Source organism: Streptomyces sp. NBC_00341, from assembly GCF_041435055.1.
Taxonomy (GTDB): domain Bacteria; phylum Actinomycetota; class Actinomycetes; order Streptomycetales; family Streptomycetaceae; genus Streptomyces.
In genome coordinates, this window is sequence record NZ_CP108002.1 from 5,467,424 (window position 1) to 5,487,569 (window position 20,146).

General features: G+C 71.7%; 13 protein-coding genes. 10 read left to right on the top strand and 3 right to left on the bottom strand.

All coding sequences use genetic code 11. The features are described from left to right. Positions 1–47 precede the first annotated feature (47 nt). Positions 48–383: a WhiB family transcriptional regulator gene (locus tag OG892_RS24775; RefSeq protein ID WP_073732621.1), complete on the bottom strand. Its 336-nt coding sequence runs from the start codon at positions 381–383 to the stop codon at positions 48–50. A 412-nt stretch (positions 384–795) separates the two neighbouring features. Here OG892_RS24775 and OG892_RS24780 point away from each other — a divergent pair, with 412 nt between their 5' ends. From OG892_RS24780 to OG892_RS24795, 4 genes are all read left to right on the top strand, one after another. Next, positions 796–1,407 carry a response regulator transcription factor gene (locus OG892_RS24780; RefSeq protein ID WP_003948568.1) on the top strand — a complete coding sequence of 204 codons (612 nt, stop codon included), beginning with the start codon at positions 796–798 and terminating at the stop codon, positions 1,405–1,407. Positions 1,408–1,692: 285 nt separating this feature from the next. Further along, positions 1,693–2,268 carry a sigma-70 family RNA polymerase sigma factor gene (locus OG892_RS24785; RefSeq protein ID WP_073732620.1) on the top strand — a complete coding sequence of 192 codons (576 nt, stop codon included), beginning with the start codon at positions 1,693–1,695 and terminating at the stop codon, positions 2,266–2,268. 151 nt (positions 2,269–2,419) lie between these two features. After that, positions 2,420–3,922, top strand: coding sequence for an IMP dehydrogenase (gene guaB / locus OG892_RS24790; RefSeq protein WP_073732619.1), 1,503 nt, complete (start codon positions 2,420–2,422; stop codon positions 3,920–3,922). A 104-nt stretch (positions 3,923–4,026) separates the two neighbouring features. Beyond that, complete coding sequence (locus OG892_RS24795) at positions 4,027–5,151, top strand: GuaB3 family IMP dehydrogenase-related protein (protein ID WP_024490221.1); 1,125 nt, start codon at positions 4,027–4,029, stop codon at positions 5,149–5,151. A 77-nt stretch (positions 5,152–5,228) separates the two neighbouring features. Here OG892_RS24795 and OG892_RS24800 read toward each other — a convergent pair whose 3' ends face one another. Both OG892_RS24800 and OG892_RS24805 read right to left on the bottom strand, forming a co-directional pair. Then, positions 5,229–5,846: a hypothetical protein gene (locus tag OG892_RS24800; RefSeq protein WP_371630310.1), complete on the bottom strand. Its 618-nt coding sequence runs from the start codon at positions 5,844–5,846 to the stop codon at positions 5,229–5,231. A 127-nt stretch (positions 5,847–5,973) separates the two neighbouring features. Then, positions 5,974–7,236, bottom strand: a complete 1,263-nt coding sequence (locus tag OG892_RS24805) for a nucleotide sugar dehydrogenase (RefSeq protein ID WP_073732617.1) — start codon at positions 7,234–7,236, stop codon at positions 5,974–5,976. A 248-nt stretch (positions 7,237–7,484) separates the two neighbouring features. Between OG892_RS24805 and OG892_RS24810 the strand changes: the two genes are divergently transcribed. From OG892_RS24810 to OG892_RS24835, 6 genes are all read left to right on the top strand, one after another. Then, the gene (locus OG892_RS24810; protein ID WP_371630311.1) at positions 7,485–9,191 is read left to right on the top strand and encodes a glycerol-3-phosphate dehydrogenase/oxidase; all 1,707 of its coding nucleotides are present in this window, start codon (positions 7,485–7,487) and stop codon (positions 9,189–9,191) included. Between the two features lie 400 nt (positions 9,192–9,591). Then, entirely contained in the window at positions 9,592–11,544 is a 1,953-nt protein-coding gene (locus OG892_RS24815; protein ID WP_371630312.1) for a protein kinase, read from the top strand. Positions 11,545–11,724: 180 nt separating this feature from the next. Continuing rightward, the gene (locus OG892_RS24820) at positions 11,725–14,544 is read left to right on the top strand and encodes a protein kinase (RefSeq protein WP_371630313.1); all 2,820 of its coding nucleotides are present in this window, start codon (positions 11,725–11,727) and stop codon (positions 14,542–14,544) included. 130 nt (positions 14,545–14,674) lie between these two features. Further along, positions 14,675–16,396 carry a serine/threonine-protein kinase gene (locus OG892_RS24825; RefSeq protein ID WP_371630314.1) on the top strand — a complete coding sequence of 574 codons (1,722 nt, stop codon included), beginning with the start codon at positions 14,675–14,677 and terminating at the stop codon, positions 16,394–16,396. A 205-nt stretch (positions 16,397–16,601) separates the two neighbouring features. Next, the gene (locus tag OG892_RS24830) at positions 16,602–18,230 is read left to right on the top strand and encodes a succinic semialdehyde dehydrogenase (protein ID WP_371630315.1); all 1,629 of its coding nucleotides are present in this window, start codon (positions 16,602–16,604) and stop codon (positions 18,228–18,230) included. Between the two features lie 56 nt (positions 18,231–18,286). Continuing rightward, entirely contained in the window at positions 18,287–20,128 is a 1,842-nt protein-coding gene (locus tag OG892_RS24835; RefSeq protein ID WP_371630316.1) for a GMC family oxidoreductase N-terminal domain-containing protein, read from the top strand. The last annotated feature ends 18 nt before the right edge of the window (positions 20,129–20,146 follow it).

The following is a 20,146-nucleotide window of genomic DNA, read 5'->3' on the forward strand; positions in this document are numbered from 1 at the left end:
CGGGGATCTGGAGAAACGTTTCTTCCGTACTGGGGCGGTGGCGGGAGTCAGCCGTGCCCGGGGGGTGACGCCGGGCCTGCGGGCGCCGTCGCGGAGATCAGCCGGTTGCGGGCCCGGCCCATGAGCTCCTCGCGCTCGTCCTCGGTCAGTCCGCCCCACACCCCGTAGGGCTCTCGCACCGCCAGGGCGTGGGCCGCGCACTCGGCGCGTACCGGGCACCGCATGCAGACCTCTTTCGCGGAGTTCTCGCGGGCGCTCCGGGCGGCGCCCCGTTCGCCCTCGGGGTGGAAGAACAGCGAGCTGTCGACCCCCCGGCAGGCCGCCAGCAGCTGCCAGTCCCACAGATCGGCGTTGGGTCCGGGAAGGCGGGAGAAATCTGCCATTGCTTGTCCCCTCGAAACCGTGCTGAGTCGGAAACGTCGTTGTCGTCCGTCGTCGGCCCTGTTCATGACCGTACATCTACGGTCTTAGTAGATGTAAATATGACTGATTGCGAATCTAGTCACAGACACCAGCAAAAGGGAAGAAAACCCGCTAAATGGGGCATAAGTTCCTGTGAAAGTTCAATTGACGGCTGGACGAACCGTGGCGCTCTCCTCCGTGTCCGCACCCTCACGTAGAGTGCCGAACCCTGTTCTCCGACCCGTAACTCTTTCGAGTGACCATCGTTGAGAGTGCGGAGGCGGTTGACAGAGAAAGCGATCGGGCAGGTGTCCGAGAGCGTCAACCGCACAGGTGACGACTTGTAACAGCCTGGAGGCTCAAGGTGACGCGCATCAGCTTCGGAGGGCGGTCATGACATCCGTCCTCGTCTGCGACGACTCCCCGCTTGCCCGAGAGGCGCTCCGTCGCGCGGTCGCGACCGTGCCCGGCGTCGAGCGTGTGACGACGGCGGCCAACGGCGAGGAAGTCCTCCGCCGCTGGGGTGCCGACCGTTCGGATCTGATTCTGATGGACGTACGCATGCCCGGTCTGGGAGGTGTGGAGACGGTCCGCCGACTGCTCTCCGCCGACCCCGGAGCGAGGATCATCATGCTGACCGTCGCAGAGGACCTGGACGGTGTCGCGCTCGCGGTCGCCGCCGGGGCCCGCGGGTATCTGCACAAGGACGCCTCCCGGGCGGAGCTCCGGGCGACCGTCACCCAGGCGCTGGCCGATCCGACGTGGCGGCTGGCCCCGCGCCGGCTGCGGTCGGCCGAGATGGGCGCGGCCCCCACGCTCACGGCGCGTGAGATCCAGGTGCTCGAAGGGATGAGCCACGGCCGCTCCAACGCGGAGATCGGCCGTGAGCTGTTCCTCTCGGAGGACACGGTGAAGACACACGCCAGGCGTCTTTTCAAGAAGCTCGGAGCCTCGGACCGGGCGCACGCCGTCGCGCTCGGCTTCCGCTGGGGCCTGGTCCGCTGAGGACCGGGCACGGCCGGCAGTCGATCCACCCCCCGTCCGCACACCGGCGGACGGGGCGACCCGGGGCCCGGCGGTTTCCCGCCAGAGGAGTCCGCCGCCCCCGCGGTATGTGACGCTTCCCGGCCGATGCCGCATCCTTGAGATGTGGAGTTCCTCGGGAACGATTCGGTCGAGCGGAAGGGGAGGGCGCAGGACATGACTTCCGGCGCACCCGCTCATAACGCTTCGGTGCACAACTACGGACGCGGTGCCGCGGATGACGCGGCACCGAGGCACCATGGTCCGATGCGCGACGACGGAACGACGGTGATCGGTGCCCTGGTGCACCGCGCCGTCGAGGGCGACGCGCAGGCCACCCATGATCTGCTGGCCCATGTCCACCCCCTCGCGCTGCGCTACTGCAGGTCCCGGCTGAACCGGCTGCCCGGTGATGCCCGCCACTTCGTGGAGGACCTGGCGCAGGAGGTCTGTGTCGCGGTGCTGATGGCGCTGCCTCGGTACAAGGACACCGGCAGACCCTTCGAAGCCTTCGTCTTCGCCATCGCAGGCCATAAGGTGGCCGACCTCCAGCGGGCCGCGATGCGGCACCCGGGATCGACCGCGGTGCCCTCCGACGAGATGCCGGAGCGGCCGGACGATTCACTCGGGCCCGAGGAGCGTGCGCTGCTCAGCAGCGATGCCGCCTGGGCCAAGCGGCTCCTCGCCAACCTCCCGGAGAACCAGCGCGAGCTGCTGGTCCTGCGCGTCGCGGTCGGTCTGACCGCAGAGGAGACCGGGCAGTTGCTGGGCATGTCGCCCGGCGCGGTCCGGGTCGCCCAGCACCGTGCGCTGAGCCGGCTGCGGGCCCTCGCGGAGCAGTGAGCCGGGGCCTTCGCGGCCCCCGCGGGCCGGGCCTTCGCGGCCCCGTAGGAAAGTACAGAACCTCCGGGTGATCTTGCTCGTGGAATGAGACACGCACGGAGGCCGTTAGCATGGACATCCGCACCGATCAAGGCCATTTGGGGAAGGTGTCATGACTGCAAACGTCGACGGAGTGCCCGAGAAGTTCGCGACGCTCGGGCTGACATACGACGACGTGCTGCTGCTGCCGGGCGCATCTGACGTGCTGCCCAACGCGGTCGACACCTCGTCGCTCATCTCGCGCAACGTCCGTGTGAACATCCCGCTGCTCTCCGCCGCGATGGACAAGGTGACCGAGGCCCGCATGGCGATCGCCATGGCCCGTCAGGGCGGCGTCGGCGTACTGCACCGCAACCTCTCGGTCGAGGACCAGGTCAACCAGGTCGACCTGGTGAAGCGGTCCGAGTCCGGCATGGTCACCGACCCGATCACGGTCAGCCCGGACGCCACGCTCGGCGAGGCCGACGCGCTGTGCGCCAAGTTCCGCATCAGCGGCGTCCCGGTGACCGACCCGGCGGGCAAGCTGCTCGGCATCGTCACCAACCGCGACATGGCCTTCGAGTCGGACCGCGCGCGCCAGGTGCGCGAGGTCATGACGCCGATGCCGCTGGTCACCGGCCGGGTCGGCATCTCCGGCGTGGACGCCATGGAGCTGCTGCGCCGCCACAAGATCGAGAAGCTTCCGCTGGTCGACGAGGCGGGCATCCTCAAGGGCCTCATCACGGTCAAGGACTTCAAGAAGGCCGAGCAGTACCCGAACGCGGCCAAGGACGCCGAGGGCCGGCTGCTCGTCGGCGCGGCCGTCGGCGCCAGCCCCGAGGCACTCGACCGCGCCCAGGCGCTGGCCGGGGCCGGGGTGGACTTCCTGATCGTCGACACCTCGCACGGCCACAACAGCAACGCCCTCAACTGGATGGCGAAGATCAAGTCGGCCGTGAACGTGGACGTCATCGGCGGCAACGTCGCGACCCGCGACGGCGCCCAGGCCCTGGTCGACGCCGGTGTGGACGGCGTCAAGGTGGGCGTCGGACCCGGTTCGATCTGTACCACCCGAGTGGTCGCCGGCATCGGCGTCCCGCAGGTCACCGCCATCTACGAGGCCGCGCTCGCGGCCCGTGCGGCGGGCGTCCCGGTCATCGGTGACGGCGGCCTGCAGTACTCCGGCGACATCGGCAAGGCCCTGGTGGCCGGCGCGGACGCGGTGATGCTCGGCTCGCTGCTCGCGGGCTGCGAGGAGTCCCCGGGCGAGCTGCAGTTCATCAACGGCAAGCAGTTCAAGTCGTATCGGGGCATGGGTTCGCTCGGCGCGATGCAGTCCCGCGGCCAGGGCCGCTCGTACTCGAAGGACCGGTACTTCCAGGCCGAGGTGTCCTCCGACGACAAGCTCGTCCCCGAAGGCATCGAGGGCCAGGTGCCCTACCGGGGCCCGCTGGCCAACGTCCTGCACCAGCTCGTCGGCGGTCTCCGCCAGACGATGGGCTACGTGGGCGCCGCCTCCGTCGACGAGATGGAGAGCAAGGGCCGCTTCGTCCGGATCACCTCCGCGGGTCTCAAGGAGAGCCACCCGCACGACATCCAGATGACGGTCGAAGCACCGAACTACAGCAGGAAGTAACGCGACAGCGCAGGTGAGGGGCGGTCCGGGGTTCCCGGGACCGCCCCTCCCTCATGTGTCGGGGATACTGGACAGCGCAGACGTAGAGGGAAAGGCCACACATCGTGACTGAGATCGAGATCGGGCGCGGCAAGCGCGGCCGCCGGGCATACGCATTCGACGACATCGCCGTCGTCCCGAGCCGCCGGACCCGCGACCCGAAGGAGGTCTCGATCGCCTGGCAGATCGACGCCTACCGCTTCGAGCTGCCGTTCCTGGCCGCTCCCATGGACTCCGTGGTCTCCCCGCAGCACGCCATCCGCATCGGCGAGCTCGGCGGACTGGGCGTGCTGAACCTGGAAGGCCTGTGGACCCGGCACGCCGACCCGCAGCCGCTGCTCGACGAGATCGCCCAGATGCCCGTCGAGTCGGCCACCCGCCGGCTCCAGGAGATCTACTCCGCCCCCATCCAGGAGGAGCTGATCGGCCAGCGCATCAAGGAGGTGCGCGACTCCGGTGTCGTCACCGCCGCCGCGCTCTCCCCGCAGCGCACCGCCCAGTTCTCCAAGGCGGTCGTCGACGCGGGTGTGGACATCTTCGTCATCCGCGGAACGACGGTCTCCGCCGAGCACGTCTCCGGCGCGGCCGAGCCGCTCAACCTGAAGCAGTTCATCTACGAGCTGGACGTCCCGGTGATCGTCGGCGGCTGCGCCACGTACACCGCCGCCCTGCACCTGATGCGCACCGGCGCCGCCGGTGTCCTCGTCGGCTTCGGCGGCGGCGCCGCGCACACCACGCGCAACGTCTTCGGCATCCAGGTCCCGATGGCGACCGCCGTCGCCGACGTGGCCGGTGCCCGCCGCGACTACATGGACGAGTCCGGCGGCCGGTACGTGCACGTGATCGCGGACGGCGGCGTCGGCTGGTCCGGCGACCTGCCGAAGGCCATCGCCTGCGGCGCGGACGCCGTGATGATGGGCTCGCCGCTCGCCCGCGCGACGGACGCGCCGGGCCGCGGCCGGCACTGGGGCATGGAGGCCGTCCACGAGGACGTGCCGCGCGGCAAGCTGGTCGACCTCGGCTCTGTCGGGACGACGGAGGAGGTCCTCACCGGCCCCTCGCACACCCCCGACGGCTCGATGAACATCTTCGGCGCACTGCGCCGGGCGATGGCGACCACGGGCTACAGCGACCTCAAGGAGTTCCAGCGCGTCGAGGTCACGGTGGCCGACTCGCAGCACCGCCGCTGAGCGCACCCGCACACACCGGAGGGCCCGGACGGCGATCGCCGTCCGGGCCCTCCGGTGTGTGCGGTGCGTGGTCCGTACTAGGCCGCGGCCTTCTTGGCGCCGGAGAACGCGGCGACCGCCGCGACGGCGAAGAAGAGGTACGAGATGAAGTCCGAGTCGGCCTTCCACGCGTCGTTCAGCAGGCCGAAGTGGTCGAAGAACAGCTCGGAGACCGTGACGGGGTAGTCCTTGGCCGCGATCATCGCCTCGCCGAGGAGCTGGCCGAAGTAGACGGCGATGAGTGAGAAGACGGCGCTGAGGACCGGCAACGCCGGGTTCCGGCCACCGACCTTGCCCGAGGCGAAACCGACCAGGAAGCCGACACCGACGGCCGCGTAGCCGATCTCGTGCTTGGTGGCGCCGATGATCGCACCGTAGACCGCTCCCGCGACGACGGCCGCGACGACGGCGGCGAGGATGCCGAGCCCCACGTTGTCCCGCGCCGGGGCCACCGGCGCGAACGGTGCACCGCCGCCGAACTGGGCGCCAGGCTGGCCGTACGGACCCGGCTGCTGGCCGCCGAACGGGTTGCCGGTCGGGGCGCCCGGCTGGGGCTGGCCCGGCTGCTGTCCGGCGTACGGGTTGCCGTCCGCCGGCTTCGGGGCCTGCGGCTGGCCGTCGTAAGGCTGGTTCGGCGGTGGTACGGGCTGGCTCATTCGGGTTCCCCCCTGGGCGATGCGCACGGCTGTGCGATAAGTGACGCCGCAGGCTAGCAGCCGCGTCGGACATCGGCCCAGAAGATTCCGTGGCTGGATTGCGCCCAAAAGCTTGCAGGGAGTGGAACTAGAGCCGGTGCGCGGCCCCTGCCGGTGTCGCGCCCCGGGTGTCCAGGAGCAACTGCGCCTTCACGGCGAGCCCCTGGAGGTCGTACGTGCGGTGGTGCTGGAGCAGCACCGTGAGGTCGGCGCTGGAGGCCGCCTCGTACAGCGAATCGGCGCGGGGGACCGGGAGTTCGCGTACCCGCCAGTCCAGCACGTGGGGGTCGTGGTAGCCGATCTGGGCGCCCATGTCCATCAGCCGGGTGGCGATCTCGCGGGCGGGGGAGGCCTCCTGGTCGGCGAGGTCCGGCTTGTACGTGACGCCGAGCAGCAGCACCCGGGCGCCGCGCACGGACTTGCCGTGCTCGTTGAGGAGGGTGGCGCAGCGCTGGATCACGTACTGCGGCATCCGGTCGTTGATCTCCTGGGCGAGCGAGACCATCCGCAGCGGGTGCCCCGGGGTGCGGCTGCTGTACGGGAGGAAGCCCGGGTCGACCGGGGCTCCGTGGCCGCCGACGCCGGGTCCCGGGCGGAAGGGCTGGAAGCCGAAGGGCTTGGTCTCCGCGCACCGGATGACGTCCCAGAGGTCGACGCCGAGGTCGTGGCAGAGCACGGCCATCTCGTTGACCAGGGCGATGTTGACGTGCCGGAAGTTGGTCTCCAGGACCTTCGTCATCTCGGCCTCGCGCGGGCCCCGGGCGCGGACGACCTTGTCGGTGAGCCGGCTGTAGAAGGCCGCGGCCGACTCGGTGCAGGCGGGGGTGAGGCCGCCGATGACCTTGGGGGTGTTGGCGTAGACGTGGGTGCGGTTGCCGGGGTCGAGCCGGGTCGGGGAGTACGCGAGGTGGAAGTCGCGGCCGCCGCGCAGCCCGGAGCCCTTCTCCAGGAGGGGGAGCAGGAAGTTCTCCGTGGTGCCGGGCGGCACCGAGGATTCCAGCAGCACCGTGGTGTGCGGGCGCAGCCGGGCGGCGAGGGCGCGGGCCGCCTCACCGACGGCGCTCAGGTCCAGGGTGCGGTCGGGGCCGAGCGGGGTGGGCGCGCAGATCACGGCGGTACGGACCCGGCCGAGCTCGGCCTCGTTGGTGGTGGGGCGGAATCCCCCGGAGAGCATGCGCCGGATGTCGGACGCGGGTAGTGATCCCTCGACGGGGGTGCGGCCCGCGGAGAGCTCCGCGAAGGCCCGGGGGTCGGTGTCGTAGCCGACGGTCTGGATGCCGGCTGCGACGGCGGCTTGGGCGAGGGGCAGGCCGAGGTGACCGAGTCCGATGACGGCGAGGTCTGCAGGCACGTGGGTGGCCGTCCTTCCCTAAGACCATGAGGACAGAAAGCGCAACCCCTGGGGACAGCGCAATGTCAGACTAGGCGTAAATATGACCTATATGTCGCATTGTGTGGCCGTGGTTGTCCGGGTGTTGTCCACAGGCGGTGGCTGAAGTCGCGAAGCGCGGACAGAATCGAGGGGTGGGCACGGGTGTCCGACCCTCCGGTCGGACCGCACCCCGTGCCCGGACCACCCCGATCTACCGGGAGGCAGCAGTGAGGACAGCGACACTGGGACCCGCGGAACGCGTCGAGGCGCTCGCAGCGATGGCCGAGCGCGAACTGGACGTGCTGGTCGTGGGGGCGGGCGTGGTCGGCGCCGGGACGGCACTCGACGCGGCCACGAGAGGGCTCTCGACCGGACTGGTCGAGGCACGCGACTGGGCGTCCGGCACGTCGAGCAGGTCGAGCAAGCTGATCCACGGCGGGCTGCGCTATCTGGAGATGCTCGACTTCGCGCTCGTCCGGGAGGCGCTGAAGGAGCGCGGGCTGCTGCTGGGGCGCCTCGCGCCACATCTGGTGAAGCCGGTGCCGTTCCTCTACCCGTTGCAGCACAAGGGCTGGGAGCGGCTGTACGCGGGCTCCGGCGTCGCGCTGTACGACGCGATGTCGGTGTCGTCCGGGCACGGCCGCGGACTGCCCGTGCACCGGCACCTCTCCCGCCGCCACGCCCTGCGGGTCGCCCCCGCACTGAAGAAGGACGCGCTGGTGGGGGCCCTGCAGTACTACGACGCCCAGATGGACGACGCCCGCTACGTGGCGACGCTGGTGCGGACCGCCGCGGGGTACGGCGCCCACGTGGCGAACGGGGCCCGGGTGACCGGCTTCCTCCGCGAGGGCGAGCGCGTCGTCGGCGTCCGGGTGGAGGACGTCGAGGCGGGCGGTGAGTACGAGGTCAGGGCCAAACAGGTGGTCAACGCCACCGGCGTCTGGACGGATGACACCCAGGCGCTGATCGGGGAGCGCGGGCAGTTCCACGTCCGGGCGTCCAAGGGCATCCACCTCGTCGTCCCGAAGGACCGCATCCACTCCTCCACCGGCCTGATCCTGCGCACCGAGAAGTCCGTGCTCTTCGTCATCCCGTGGGGCCGCCACTGGATCATCGGCACGACGGACACCGACTGGGACCTGGACAAGGCCCACCCGGCGGCGTCCAGCGCCGATATCGACTATCTGCTGGAACACGTCAACTCGGTCCTTTCCACCCCGCTGACCAGGGACGACGTCGAGGGCGTCTACGCCGGACTGCGCCCCCTGCTGGCCGGCGAGTCGGACGCGACCAGCAAGCTGTCCCGCGAGCACACGGTGGCGCATCCGGCCCCGGGCCTCGTCGTCGTCGCGGGCGGCAAGTACACGACGTACCGGGTGATGGCCAAGGACGCCGTCGACGAGGCGGTGCACGGCCTCGACCAGCGGGTGGCCGACTGCGTCACCGAGGACACCCCGCTGCTGGGTGCGGAGGGCTACCACGCCCTGTGGAACGCGCGGGCCAGGATCGCCGCCCGGACCGGGCTGCACGTCGCCCGGGTGGAGCATCTGCTGAACAGGTACGGCGCGATGACCGAGGAGATCCTGGAGCTGATCGCCGCGGATCCTGTGCTGGGCGATCCGCTGCCGTCCGCCGACGACTACCTCAAGGCCGAGATCGTCTACGCGGCCTCGCACGAGGGCGCCCGCCACCTCGACGACGTGCTGACCCGGCGGACCCGGATCTCCATCGAGACCTTCGACCGGGGCACGCGTTCCGCCCGGCTCTGCGCGGAGCTGATGGCCCCGGTGCTCGGCTGGGACAAGAGCCAGATCGACCGGGAGGTCACGCACTACGAGAAGCGCGTGGAGGCGGAACGGGAGTCGCAGCGCCAGCCCGACGACCTCACGGCGGACGCGGCACGGCTCGGAGCGCCGGACATCCAGCCGATCTAGGACCTCTGTTGCCGTTGGGTGCCCTCGGGCCGGGCGGAACTCCGCTTCCAGGAGAGCCGGTTCGAGGGCGCCCGGCCGCGGCCCCGCGTGCCGGAGGCCGGGCCCGGGGCTGCGCACGTGTGTATCAGGAGTGCCGCAGTGGGGGCTTCGCCCTGGACGGCGGGCCGTGGCACGTAGCAGGCTGCGGGCGTGAGGTGTGGTTCGCTGGGCAGGCTCGCTGTTCCGGGGCCGGGCGGCGCCGTCACCGACAGGGCGACGAGCGGTGCCCGTGAAGTCGGCATGCCAGGGAGCCCCTTCCGCCGGTCACATCGGGGCGGACCCGGGCCCCGGCACCAGGACCGGTCCCGGGGTAGGGGACAATGAACGCTCTGCCAGGGCGGGTTGATCGCAGAGGGGACGCATGTCGGAGGCGGAGCAGGCACGGGAGCCCCAACGGGACAAGGACGGACGTCTCCTTGCGGGGCGCTACCGGCTCGGGGAGGTGCTCGGCCGGGGCGGTATGGGCACGGTCCACCGCGCCGTCGACGAGACGTTGGGCCGCACGGTCGCGGTCAAGGAACTGCGGTTCCCGACAGCCATCGACGACGACGAGAAACGCCGTCTCATCACGCGCACGCTGCGCGAGGCGAAGGCGATCGCCCGGATTCGCAACAACGGCGCGGTCACGGTCTACGACGTGGTCGACGAGGACGACCGGCCGTGGATCGTCATGGAACTCATCGAGGGCAAGTCGCTGGCCGAGGCGGTGCGCGAGGACGGTGTCCTGACGCCGAGACGGGCGGCCGAGGTAGGCCTGGCCATACTCGACGTGCTGCGCTCCGCGCACCGCGAGGGCATCCTGCACCGTGACGTGAAACCGTCCAACGTGCTGATCGCGGAGGACGGCCGGGTCGTCCTGACCGACTTCGGGATCGCCCAGGTCGAGGGCGACCCCTCCGTCACCTCCACGGGCATGCTCGTCGGCGCACCCTCGTACATCTCGCCGGAGCGGGCCCGCGGGCACAAGCCGGGCCCCCCGGCCGACCTGTGGTCGCTCGGCGGACTGCTCTACGCGAGCGTCGAGGGCTGCCCGCCGTACGACAAGGGCTCCGCGATCGCGACCCTGACCGCAGTGATGACCGAGCCGCTCGACCCGCCGAAGAACGCGGGCCCGCTGGAAGAGGTCATCTACGGTCTGCTCGCCCGGGACCCCGAGCAGCGGCTCGACGACGCCGGTGCGCGCGCCCTGCTCAACGACGTGATCAACGCCCCCGAGCAGTCGGACGCCCCGGTGCCGCCGGCCGACGCCACCCAGGTGATGGCGCTGCCCAAGGTGCCCGCGCCCACGAAGCCCGCCTCGAAGAGCGGCGAACCGGGCGAGGGCACCCGCGACCGGCTGCGGGGCGCGCTGCGCTCCGCGCGGAACGCGAAGGCCGCGCCCGTCGCAGGTACCCCCGCGGCCCCCGCCGCACCGGCCCGGCCCGCCACGGCACCCTCGACGGCCACGGCATCCGCCTCCGGAGCCGTACCGCCGCCGCGTCCGGCCACCACTGCGCCCGCCCCGCCCCGGGCTTCGCTCACCGACGTGGTGCCGCGCCGCACCCTGGCGATCATCGCGGCCGTCATCGTGCTCGCGGTGCTCGGCACGGTCCTCGCGCTCTCGCTGGGCGGCGACGACACGGGCAAGGACAACGCGGGCAAGGGCAAGGACGACACCTCGGCCTCGTCCGGCGCCTCGACGGCGGACTCCTCCACCGGGACCGGCGGCACGGAACAGAGCGGCGGCAGCGGCAAGGACCAGGGCAAGGACCAGGACGGGAACGACGGCCGGGGCAAGGGCAAGGACGACTCCGGGAAGGACGACTCCGGCAAGGGCTCGGACGACTCCGAAGGCGACGCGGACGGCAAGGGCGCGCTGCCCGCCGGGTACAAGCGGGTCACCGACAAGCGGTTCCACTTCACCATGGCGATGCCCGAGGGATTCGAGCGCAACTCGATCGCGGGCAGCAATTCCGGCGGCATCTACAACATCGACAAGGGCTTCCCGCGCGTCCAGATCGACTACAACAGCTCGCCGGGCGACGACGCGGCCGCCGCCTGGAACGGGCTGAAGGGCGCGGTTGCCGGCAGCAGCAGCGGGTACCAGCACCTGGGTATCAAGAAGGTCGAGTACAACGGGTACCCGACCGTCGCGGACTGGCAGTTCGAGCGCAACGAGAACGGGCAGCGCAGCCGGGTACTGAACCGGGGCTTCAAGGTCGACGCGAAGCGCGGCTACTCGATCATGATCAGCTGCAAGGTCGACGAGTGGGACAGCAAGGCGTGCAAGACGCTGCGCGAGACCGCGTTCGACACGTTCGAGCCGCTCGGCTGAGGACGGCTGCCGGGCCGGGTTGCGCAGACCCTGCCGCGCGGCCGCCCGTTGCCACGTATTGTGAGAGCCCGAAGACCGTACGCAGCCGAAACCGCGTGTCAATTGCACCGTAAGTGACCACAATTGGTGAGTTCGGTGTGGTCTGTGTGACCGGGGGACAGCGCGCTCTGGGGAGGCGTCGTGGACGACTACGCGGGTCGGGTACTTGCCGACCGCTACCGGCTTCCGCTGCCCCCGTCCGATGCGTACGAACTGGTGGAAACCCGGGCGTTCGATACCTATAGCGGGCAGGAAGTCCTGGTCCGGCAGGTGCCGTTACCGGAAGTCGTGGACGCGGAGGTGCTGGACGCCGACGGCCTGCCCGCACCCGCCCGGCTGACCGGCGGGCGCACGGTGCGGCGGTCCACCGATCCGGCGGTCCGGCGCGCGATCGAGGCCGCCCAGGCGGCGGCCCAGGTGCCCGACCACCCCCGGCTCGACCAGGTCTTCGACGTGTTCGCCGAGGCGGGATCGCTCTGGATAGTGAGTGAACTGGTCGCGGCCCGCCCGCTGGCGGCGCTGCTCGCGGAGCGCCCGCTCAATCCGTACCGGGCCGCGGAGATCGGCTCCGACGTCCTGACGGCGCTGCGCGTGCTGCACGCCCACGGCTGGACCCACCGCAACATCACCGTGCGCACCGTGCTCATCTGCGACGACGGACGCGTCGTGCTGACCGGTCTGGCGGCCGGGGCGGCGGAGGAGGCCCTCTGCGGCTACGTACCGGTGCCGCGTCAGGACGACGCGGAGGAGGACGGGGAGTACGGCGGCCCCGCCGTGGAGTCGGGCCCCACCGGCCCGTACGTCCCGCCGACGGACGAACAGGGGCCCGGGGCCGAGTACGGAGACGATGACGAGCCCCTTTCCGGCCCCGACGACCCGCCGGAGGTGCCCGGTTCGCGCAGCCCCGCGGCGATCGAGTCCGGGCCGTACGCGGGCGGTCCCGGGTATCCGTACGGCGCCGCTGAGCTGGAGTCCGTACGCCGCCCGCCGCCGCCGCAGCCCCTCCCCGCCCCCGAGCCCGGCAGCGCCGCCCAGGTGCGTGCCGCGCGTGCGGGCGCCATCGCCGCGTACCGCGCGGGGGCCCGCGCCGCCGCCGCACGCGTCAGCGAGGAGGAGCGCCGCACCGCGACGCCGGACGAGGACTGGGACACCGGCGTGCTGCCGGTCCAGCGCGAAGGCACCGGCCAGGCCGGTCCGCAGCCGGCCGCCGACCCGTCCCGGCTGCCCGACCCGCTGGCCGACGACTACACGTACGACTACGGCAACAACGACGCGTACGACGACGAGGACGACGCGTACGACGACGAGGACGAGGACGCCACGTACGGCGAGGACCGTGACGGCCGTGACGGCGGTGACGACGGTCAGGCGCCGCCCCGGCGGCTGCATCTGACCGGCTCCTGGGACGACGGCCCCGGCGCCGGACGCCCGGTCCCGGCCGGCGGCTCCAGCGAGGACGCCCTGCGGGCCGACTCCCGGCGCGAGGGCACCACCCCGGCCGTCGTCCGCCCCACGCCGCCCGCCGCCCGGACCAGGGAGTCCGGGGCGGCCGCCCCGGGCGGCTGGGACGAGATCGTCGCCGGGAACCGCGACACCCCCGCCTACCGCGGCCCCGCCACCACCCTCGCCGCCGAACGCGCGCGGCAGGCCCGGATCGCCGTCGTCGGCGCGGTCACCGAGCGCTGGGCGCCCGAGCAGGCCGGACCGGTCCACGAGAACTGGCAGCTCGCACCGCCCATCGGCCCCTCCACCGACCTCTGGGCACTGGGCGCGCTGCTCTACCGCGCCGTCCAGGGCCACGCCCCGTACCCGGAGGAGAACGCCGCCGAGCTCGTCCAGATGGTCTGCGGCGAGCCGCCCGCCTTCGCGGAGGAGTGCGGCGCGCTGCGGCCCGTCGTCGAATCGCTGCTGCGGCAGGACCCGACCGAGCGGCCGGACTTCGAGGAGCTGCGCGGCTGGCTGCGCTCCCTCGTGCGCTCCGCGCCCGAGCCGGAGGCCGGTCTCGACGTGGTGCCGCTGCCGTCCGTGGACGAGACCAAGCTGCCCGTCGTACGCCGCCGGGGCGAGCTCGTCCGCAAGCGCCGCGGGCGCCGGGGCGGCGCCGCGCACGGCCGCCACCGCCAGTCCAGGGGCCGGGTAGAGGCGGAGCCGGTCCGCGCGGAGCCGCGCGAACCCCGGGCCGTCAGGCCGCCGCGCGAGCCCAAGGGCCCCAAGGCGCTGCGCACCCCGCCCCGCCCGCGGCAGGACGGGCAGCGCGCGCCGCGACGGCTCGGCCGGCTGCTGCTCGTCCTGATCCTGCTGGTGCTGGTCGCGGCGATCGTCTACGCCGTGATGTTCATGCCCAAGTCGGGTTCGCAGTCCGGCGCGGGCGCCAGTCCGTCCCGTACGGCGACCGGATCGCCGGAGCCCGGCTCCGCCCGCCCGAGCGGCTCCGGCAAATCGTCCAGCTCGCCGCCCCGGTCCCCCGGCAAGCAGAAGCCGCAGACCAGCCGGTCCGCCGTGGCGCTCCCGTCCGGCTACGTGCTGCGCAAGGACGACGAGGGCTTCGAGGTCGGGGTGCCCAAGGGATGGCAGCGCAGCCCCGCCAACACGGAGCGACAGGTCCACTACGGCAGCGACGGCTTCACCCTGCTGATCGTCCCCGGCCGCGACACCGTCAAGGCGAACGGCGCCGACCCGCTCGGCTACCAGCGTGACAAAGAACCCGAGTTGAAGCCCTTCCGGGACTCCAGCTGGTCGTCCGCGAGCGGGCTGCGCCGAATAGACGTCGGCAGACAGGCCATGGCGGAGGGTCAGTTCACCTGGCAGGACAGCTCCGGACGGGAGGTGTACGTACGCAACCTCGCGATGATCGTCAAGGGCCGCTACCACCTCCTCCAGGTCATCGGTCCGGAGGACCAGCGCGACAAGGTTTCGGACATCTACCAACAAGCCATCGCTTCCTACCGCGTGACGCCCTGATACCTGACGGGACCCCAGAGCGACCGGACGACGCGACAAGCATCACAGTGCGATCTCGTGGGCGGTGCGAGGTTCCGTGGCCGCACCTCCCGTCCGTAACCTGTCATCCGAAGGAACGGGGCAGGGACACGTGGATCGATCACAGGGCACGGATGCGGGACTGTTGCTGGCCGGGCGATACCGGCTCGGTGAAGTCCTCGGACGCGGCGGCATGGGCAAGGTCTGGAGAGCCCACGACGAGGTGCTGCACCGCACCGTCGCCGTCAAGGAGCTGACCGCCGGGCTGTACGTCGCGGAGGCGGACCGGGTGGTGCTGCACGCCCGTACGCAGAAGGAGGCCCGCGCCGCCGCCCGCATCACGCACCCGGGCGTGGTCACCGTCCATGACGTCATCGAGTACGACAACCGGCCGTGGATCGTCATGCAGTACGTCGACGGTCCGTCACTCGCCGACGCCGCCAAGGAATCCGGGCCGCTGGTGCCGCGCGAGGCCGCCAGGATCGGCCTCCACGTGCTGGGCGCGCTGCGCGCAGCACACAGCGCCGGGGTGCTGCACCGCGATGTGAAGCCGGGCAACGTCCTGCTCGCCCGGGACGGCCGGGTGCTGCTCACCGACTTCGGGATAGCGGCGATAGAGGGCGACTCGACCATCACCAGGACCGGTGAACTGGTCGGGTCCATCGACTACCTGGCGCCCGAGCGGGTCCGCGGCGGCGATCCCGGCCCCGCGTCCGACCTGTGGTCGCTGGGCGCCACGCTGTTCACCGCGGTCGAGGGCAGCTCGCCGTTCCGGCGCACCTCGCCGATATCCACCATGCAGGCCGTCGTCGCGGAGGAACCCCCGGAGCCCGCCAGGGCCGGGGCGCTGGGCCCCGTCATCACGGCGCTGCTCCGCAAGGAGCCGGACGACCGGCCGTCGGCCGCGGAGGCCGAGCGGATGCTGCTGGAGGCCATGGAGGGGCGCCAGCCCCGGGCGGCCCAGGAGTTCGTCCCGACGCAGCACCTGTCGGAGGAGGCCATGCGCGCGGCGGGCCCCGGCGGCGCGACCGGCTCCACGGCCCAGCTCCCGCACCCCGGCGCCACGGGGCAACTGCCGCACCCCGGCGCCACGGGTCAGCCGCACCACCCCGGCGCCGTCCCGCCCGCCGGGCCCGCCCCGGCGACCCGGCGAGGCCGGGCCCGGTGGCGTACGGCCCTGCTGGTGCTGGCCCTGGCGGCGCTGCTCGGCGTCGGCGCGGGGATCGCCGCGATGAAGTACCGCGACCGCCCGGACACCGGCACCGCGAGCGGCGGCACCGCGGACCCGGGTACCCGGTCCCAGGACCCGGCTCCCCACAAGTCCTCGCCCGGCCCCTCCGAGAAGCCGGACCCGAAGCCGGACCCGACGCTGAAGGGCGTACCGGCCGGCTGGCACCGGGTCCAGGACCCGGAGGGGTTCAAGCTCCTCGTACCGGACGGCTGGCAGCGCCGGAAGAGCGGCGCGAACATCGACTACACCCCGGACAACGGCAAGCGCTACCTCCGGATCAGCATCGATCAGAGTCCCGACTTCGAGACCTCGTACCTGCACATGCAGAACATGGAGCCGGGCCTGCGGGAGCGGCTGCCGCAGTACCGGGGCCTGGCCCTGCGCGCCAACTTCTACCGTGACCACCCCGGATCGCTCTGGGAGTTCACCTGGACCGAGAACAGCGGCGAGCAGCGGCACGCCATCGACCAGATGTACTACGCGGGTGACGACGGACCGGAGTACGCGCTGTACATGACGGGTCCGGCGGCGGACTGGGACACCACCCGGAAGCAGTTCGACACCATGCTGCGCGGCTGGCGCGCGCCGGGGGACACCGGCTGACGACCGGAACCCGACTGCGCGTCCGCCACTCCTCCCGATCGCACTCCGCGATGCGTGACCGCGAAAGATAGCCCCTGATCAGCGCTTATGTAGCCAGTGGACACTGGCTCGATCGGCGGGGGCCGGCGGAGGGCTCTTGTGGGGACTGTGAAAAGCCGTTACCCACGGGTACCCAAAGCATCCGGCTGGACGTACTCTCGCCCTCATGACGGACTCGCAGGCCTCCACGCCCACCTCCGCCGCCGCTGTCGGCACCAACCCGGTGGCCGCGGCGCCCGCGGGCGTGCGCACGGCCGCCGACGTCGTGACCCCCGAGGTGATCGCCCAGCTGACCCGTGGCGTCGTCGGCTCCGGCCGCACGGCCAACCACACCCCGTTCACCGGGGAGAAGCTGGCCGATCTGCCGGAGTCCACCCCCGAGGACGTGGCCGACGCCTTCGAGCGGGCCCGCGCCGCCCAGCCCGCCTGGGCCGCGCTGCCCGTCCGGGCCAGGGCCGCCGTGCTGCTGCGCTTCCACGACCTCGTGCTCGGCCGCCAGTCGGAGGTCCTCGACCTCATCCAGCTGGAGACCGGCAAGGCCAGGCTGCACGCCCACGAGGAGGTGCAGGCCGTCGCCGTCGCCGCCCGGCACTACGGCCGCAAGGCCGGCTCGTACCTGAAGCCGAAGCGGCACACGGGTGTCGTGCCGACCCTCACCAAGGTCACCGAGCTGCGTCAGCCGCGCGGTGTCGTCGGCCAGATCGCGCCCTGGAACTACCCCTTCGAGCTGTCCGTCGGTGACGCGCTGCCCGCGTTCGTCTCCGGCAACGCCGTCGTGATGAAGCCCGACACGGAGACCGCGCTGACCGCGTTGTGGGCCCGTGACCTGCTGATCGAGGCCGGGCTGCCCGCCGAGGTGTTCCAGGTCGTGCTCGGTGACGGACCGGTGGTCGGACCCGAGGTCGTCAAGCACGCCGACTACGTCTCGTTCACCGGCTCCACCCGCACCGGCCGCGAGGTCGCCCAGGGCGCCGCCGCCCGGCTCGTCGGGGTGTCGCTGGAGCTCGGCGGCAAGAACGCCATGCTGGTCCTGAAGGACGCCGACGTGGAGAAGGCCGCCGCGGGCGCCGTCCGGGCCTGCTTCTCCTCCGCCGGCCAGCTCTGCATCTCCATCGAGCGGCTGTACGTGCACGAGTCGGTCGCGGACGACTTCGTGGAGCGCTTCGCCGCCCGTACGAAGGCGATGCGGCTCGGCAACTCCCTCGCCTACGGGGCCGACATGGGCTCGCTGGTCGGTGAGCGCCAGCTGGAGACCGTCAGCCGGCATGTCGCGGAGGCCGTCGAGAAGGGCGCCAGGCTCGTCGCGGGCGGCGTCGCCCGCCCCGACATCGGCCCGCTCTTCTACGAGCCGACCATCCTGGACGGCGTCGAGGCGCCGATGGCCGTCTGCACGGAGGAGACCTTCGGACCGGTCGTCTCCATCTACCGATTCAGTGACGAGGACGAGGTCATCGGCCTCGCCAACGCCACCCCGTACGGCCTCAACTCCAGTGTCTGGACCAAGGACGGCAGGCGCGGCCACGCCGTCGCCGCCCGGCTGCGGACCGGCACGGTCAACATCAACGAGGGCTACGCCCCCGCGTACGGCAGCGTGCAGTCCCCGATGGGCGGCATGAAGGAATCCGGTCTCGGCCGCCGGCACGGCTCCGAGGGCATCCTCAAGTACACCGAGGCCCAGACGGTCGCCCAGCAGCGGCTGATCCCGCTCGCCCCGTCCTTCGGTATGGACGACGAGAAGTACGCGGCGCTCATGAGCCGCAGCCTGAAGGCGATGAAGGTCTTCCGCCTGCGCTGACCCCGCTGCCCCCGCACCACCGCAGCATTTCTGTCCTTTTCGTACGGAGGAGTGCCATGTCCCAGGACAGCCCTGCCCAGAATCAGGCCGGACCCGGCGGTGCGGCCGACGACGACGCCGCGTACGACTACGACGTACTGGTCGTCGGATCGGGCTTCGGCGGCGCGGTGTCGGCCCTGCGGCTGAGCGAGAAGGGATACCGGGTCGGCGTCCTGGAGGCCGGCCGCCGGTTCACCCCCGCCACCCTGCCCAAGAACTCCTGGGACCTGAAGAACTACCTCTGGGCCCCCGCCCTCGGGCTCTTCGGCATCCAGCGGGTGCATCTGCTCGGCAAGGTGATGGTGCTGGCCGGGGCGGGGGTCGGCGGCGGTTCGCTGAACTACGCCAACACGCTGTACGTGCCCCCGGCGCCGTTCTTCGAGGACCGCCAGTGGGCGGACATCACCGACTGGCAGGACGAGCTGAAGCCGTACTACGACCAGGCCACCCGCATGCTCGGGGTCCGGCTCAACCCGACGACGACCCCCTCCGACGTCCACCTCAAGGCGGCCGCGGAGGCGATGGGCGTCGGGGACACCTTCCATCTCGCCCCGGTCGGGGTCTTCTTCGGCGACGGCAAGGACGCCGACGGGACGGCGCGGGCCAAGCCCGGCGGAACGGTCGCGGACCCGTACTTCGGCGGCGCGGGACCCGCCCGCAAGGCCTGCACCGAGTGCGGCGAATGCATGACGGGCTGCCGCCACGGCGCGAAGAACACCCTCAACGAGAACTACCTCCACCTCGCGGAGAAGGCCGGAGCGGTCATCCACCCGATGACCTCCGTCGTCGCGGTCACCGACCACCCGGAGGGCGGCTACCGCGTCACCACCGTGCCCACAGACCGCCGCCGGAAGGCGAAACCGACCCGGCTGCGCGCCCGCCAGGTGGTCGTGGCGGCGGGTACGTACGGCACCCAGACCCTGCTGCACACGATGAAGGACCGGGGACTGCTGCCCCGCATCTCGTCCCGGCTCGGCGAGCTGACCCGGACCAACTCCGAAGGGCTCGTCGGAGCGCAGACCTCCGACCGGCGCTACCGCAAGAAGCACGGCACCAAGGCCGACTTCACCAGGGGCGTCGCCATCACCTCCTCGATCCACCCCGACGAGAACACCCACATCGAACCGGTCCGCTACGGCAAGGGGTCCAACGCGATGGGCGGGATGACCATCCTCCAGGTCCCCTACAGCACCCACCGGGTGCTCGGCTGGCTCGGCAGCATGGCCAGGCACCCGGCGCTCGCCATGCGCTCGCTCTCCAACCGGCGCTGGTCGGAGCGGACGATCATAGGGCTCGTCATGCAGTCGCTGGACAACTCCCTGACCGCCTACCGCAAGCCGGGCGGCATAGGAAAGGGCCTGCTCACCGCCCGGCAGGGGCACGGCGCGCCCAACCCGACCCAGATCGCGGAGGCCACCCGCGGCGCGACGCTGCTCGCGGAGGAGATCAACGGCTTCGCGGGCTCCAACATCGGTGAGCTGATGGGCACCCCGCTCACCGCGCACTTCCTCGGCGGCTGCCCGATCGGCGCGAGCGCGGAGGACGGGGTGATCGACGCCTACCACCGGCTGTACGGGCACCCGGGCATCTCGGTGGTCGACGGTTCCGCGGTCTCCGCCAACCTCGGCGTCAACCCGTCGCTCACGATCACCGCGCAGGCGGAGCGGGCCATGTCCTTCTGGCCGAACAAGGGGGAGCGGGACCCCCGTCCGGCGGCGGGAGAGCCGTACGAGCGGCTGGCGGCGGTCGAACCGCAGGCGCCGGCCGTCCCGGCGGAGGCCTTCGGCGCGCTGCGGCTGCCGTTCCTGGGGATGCCCGCGATGCCGCGGAAGAAGACCGGAAGGGCAGGGAAGCCCTGACCCGGGACACCTGACCCG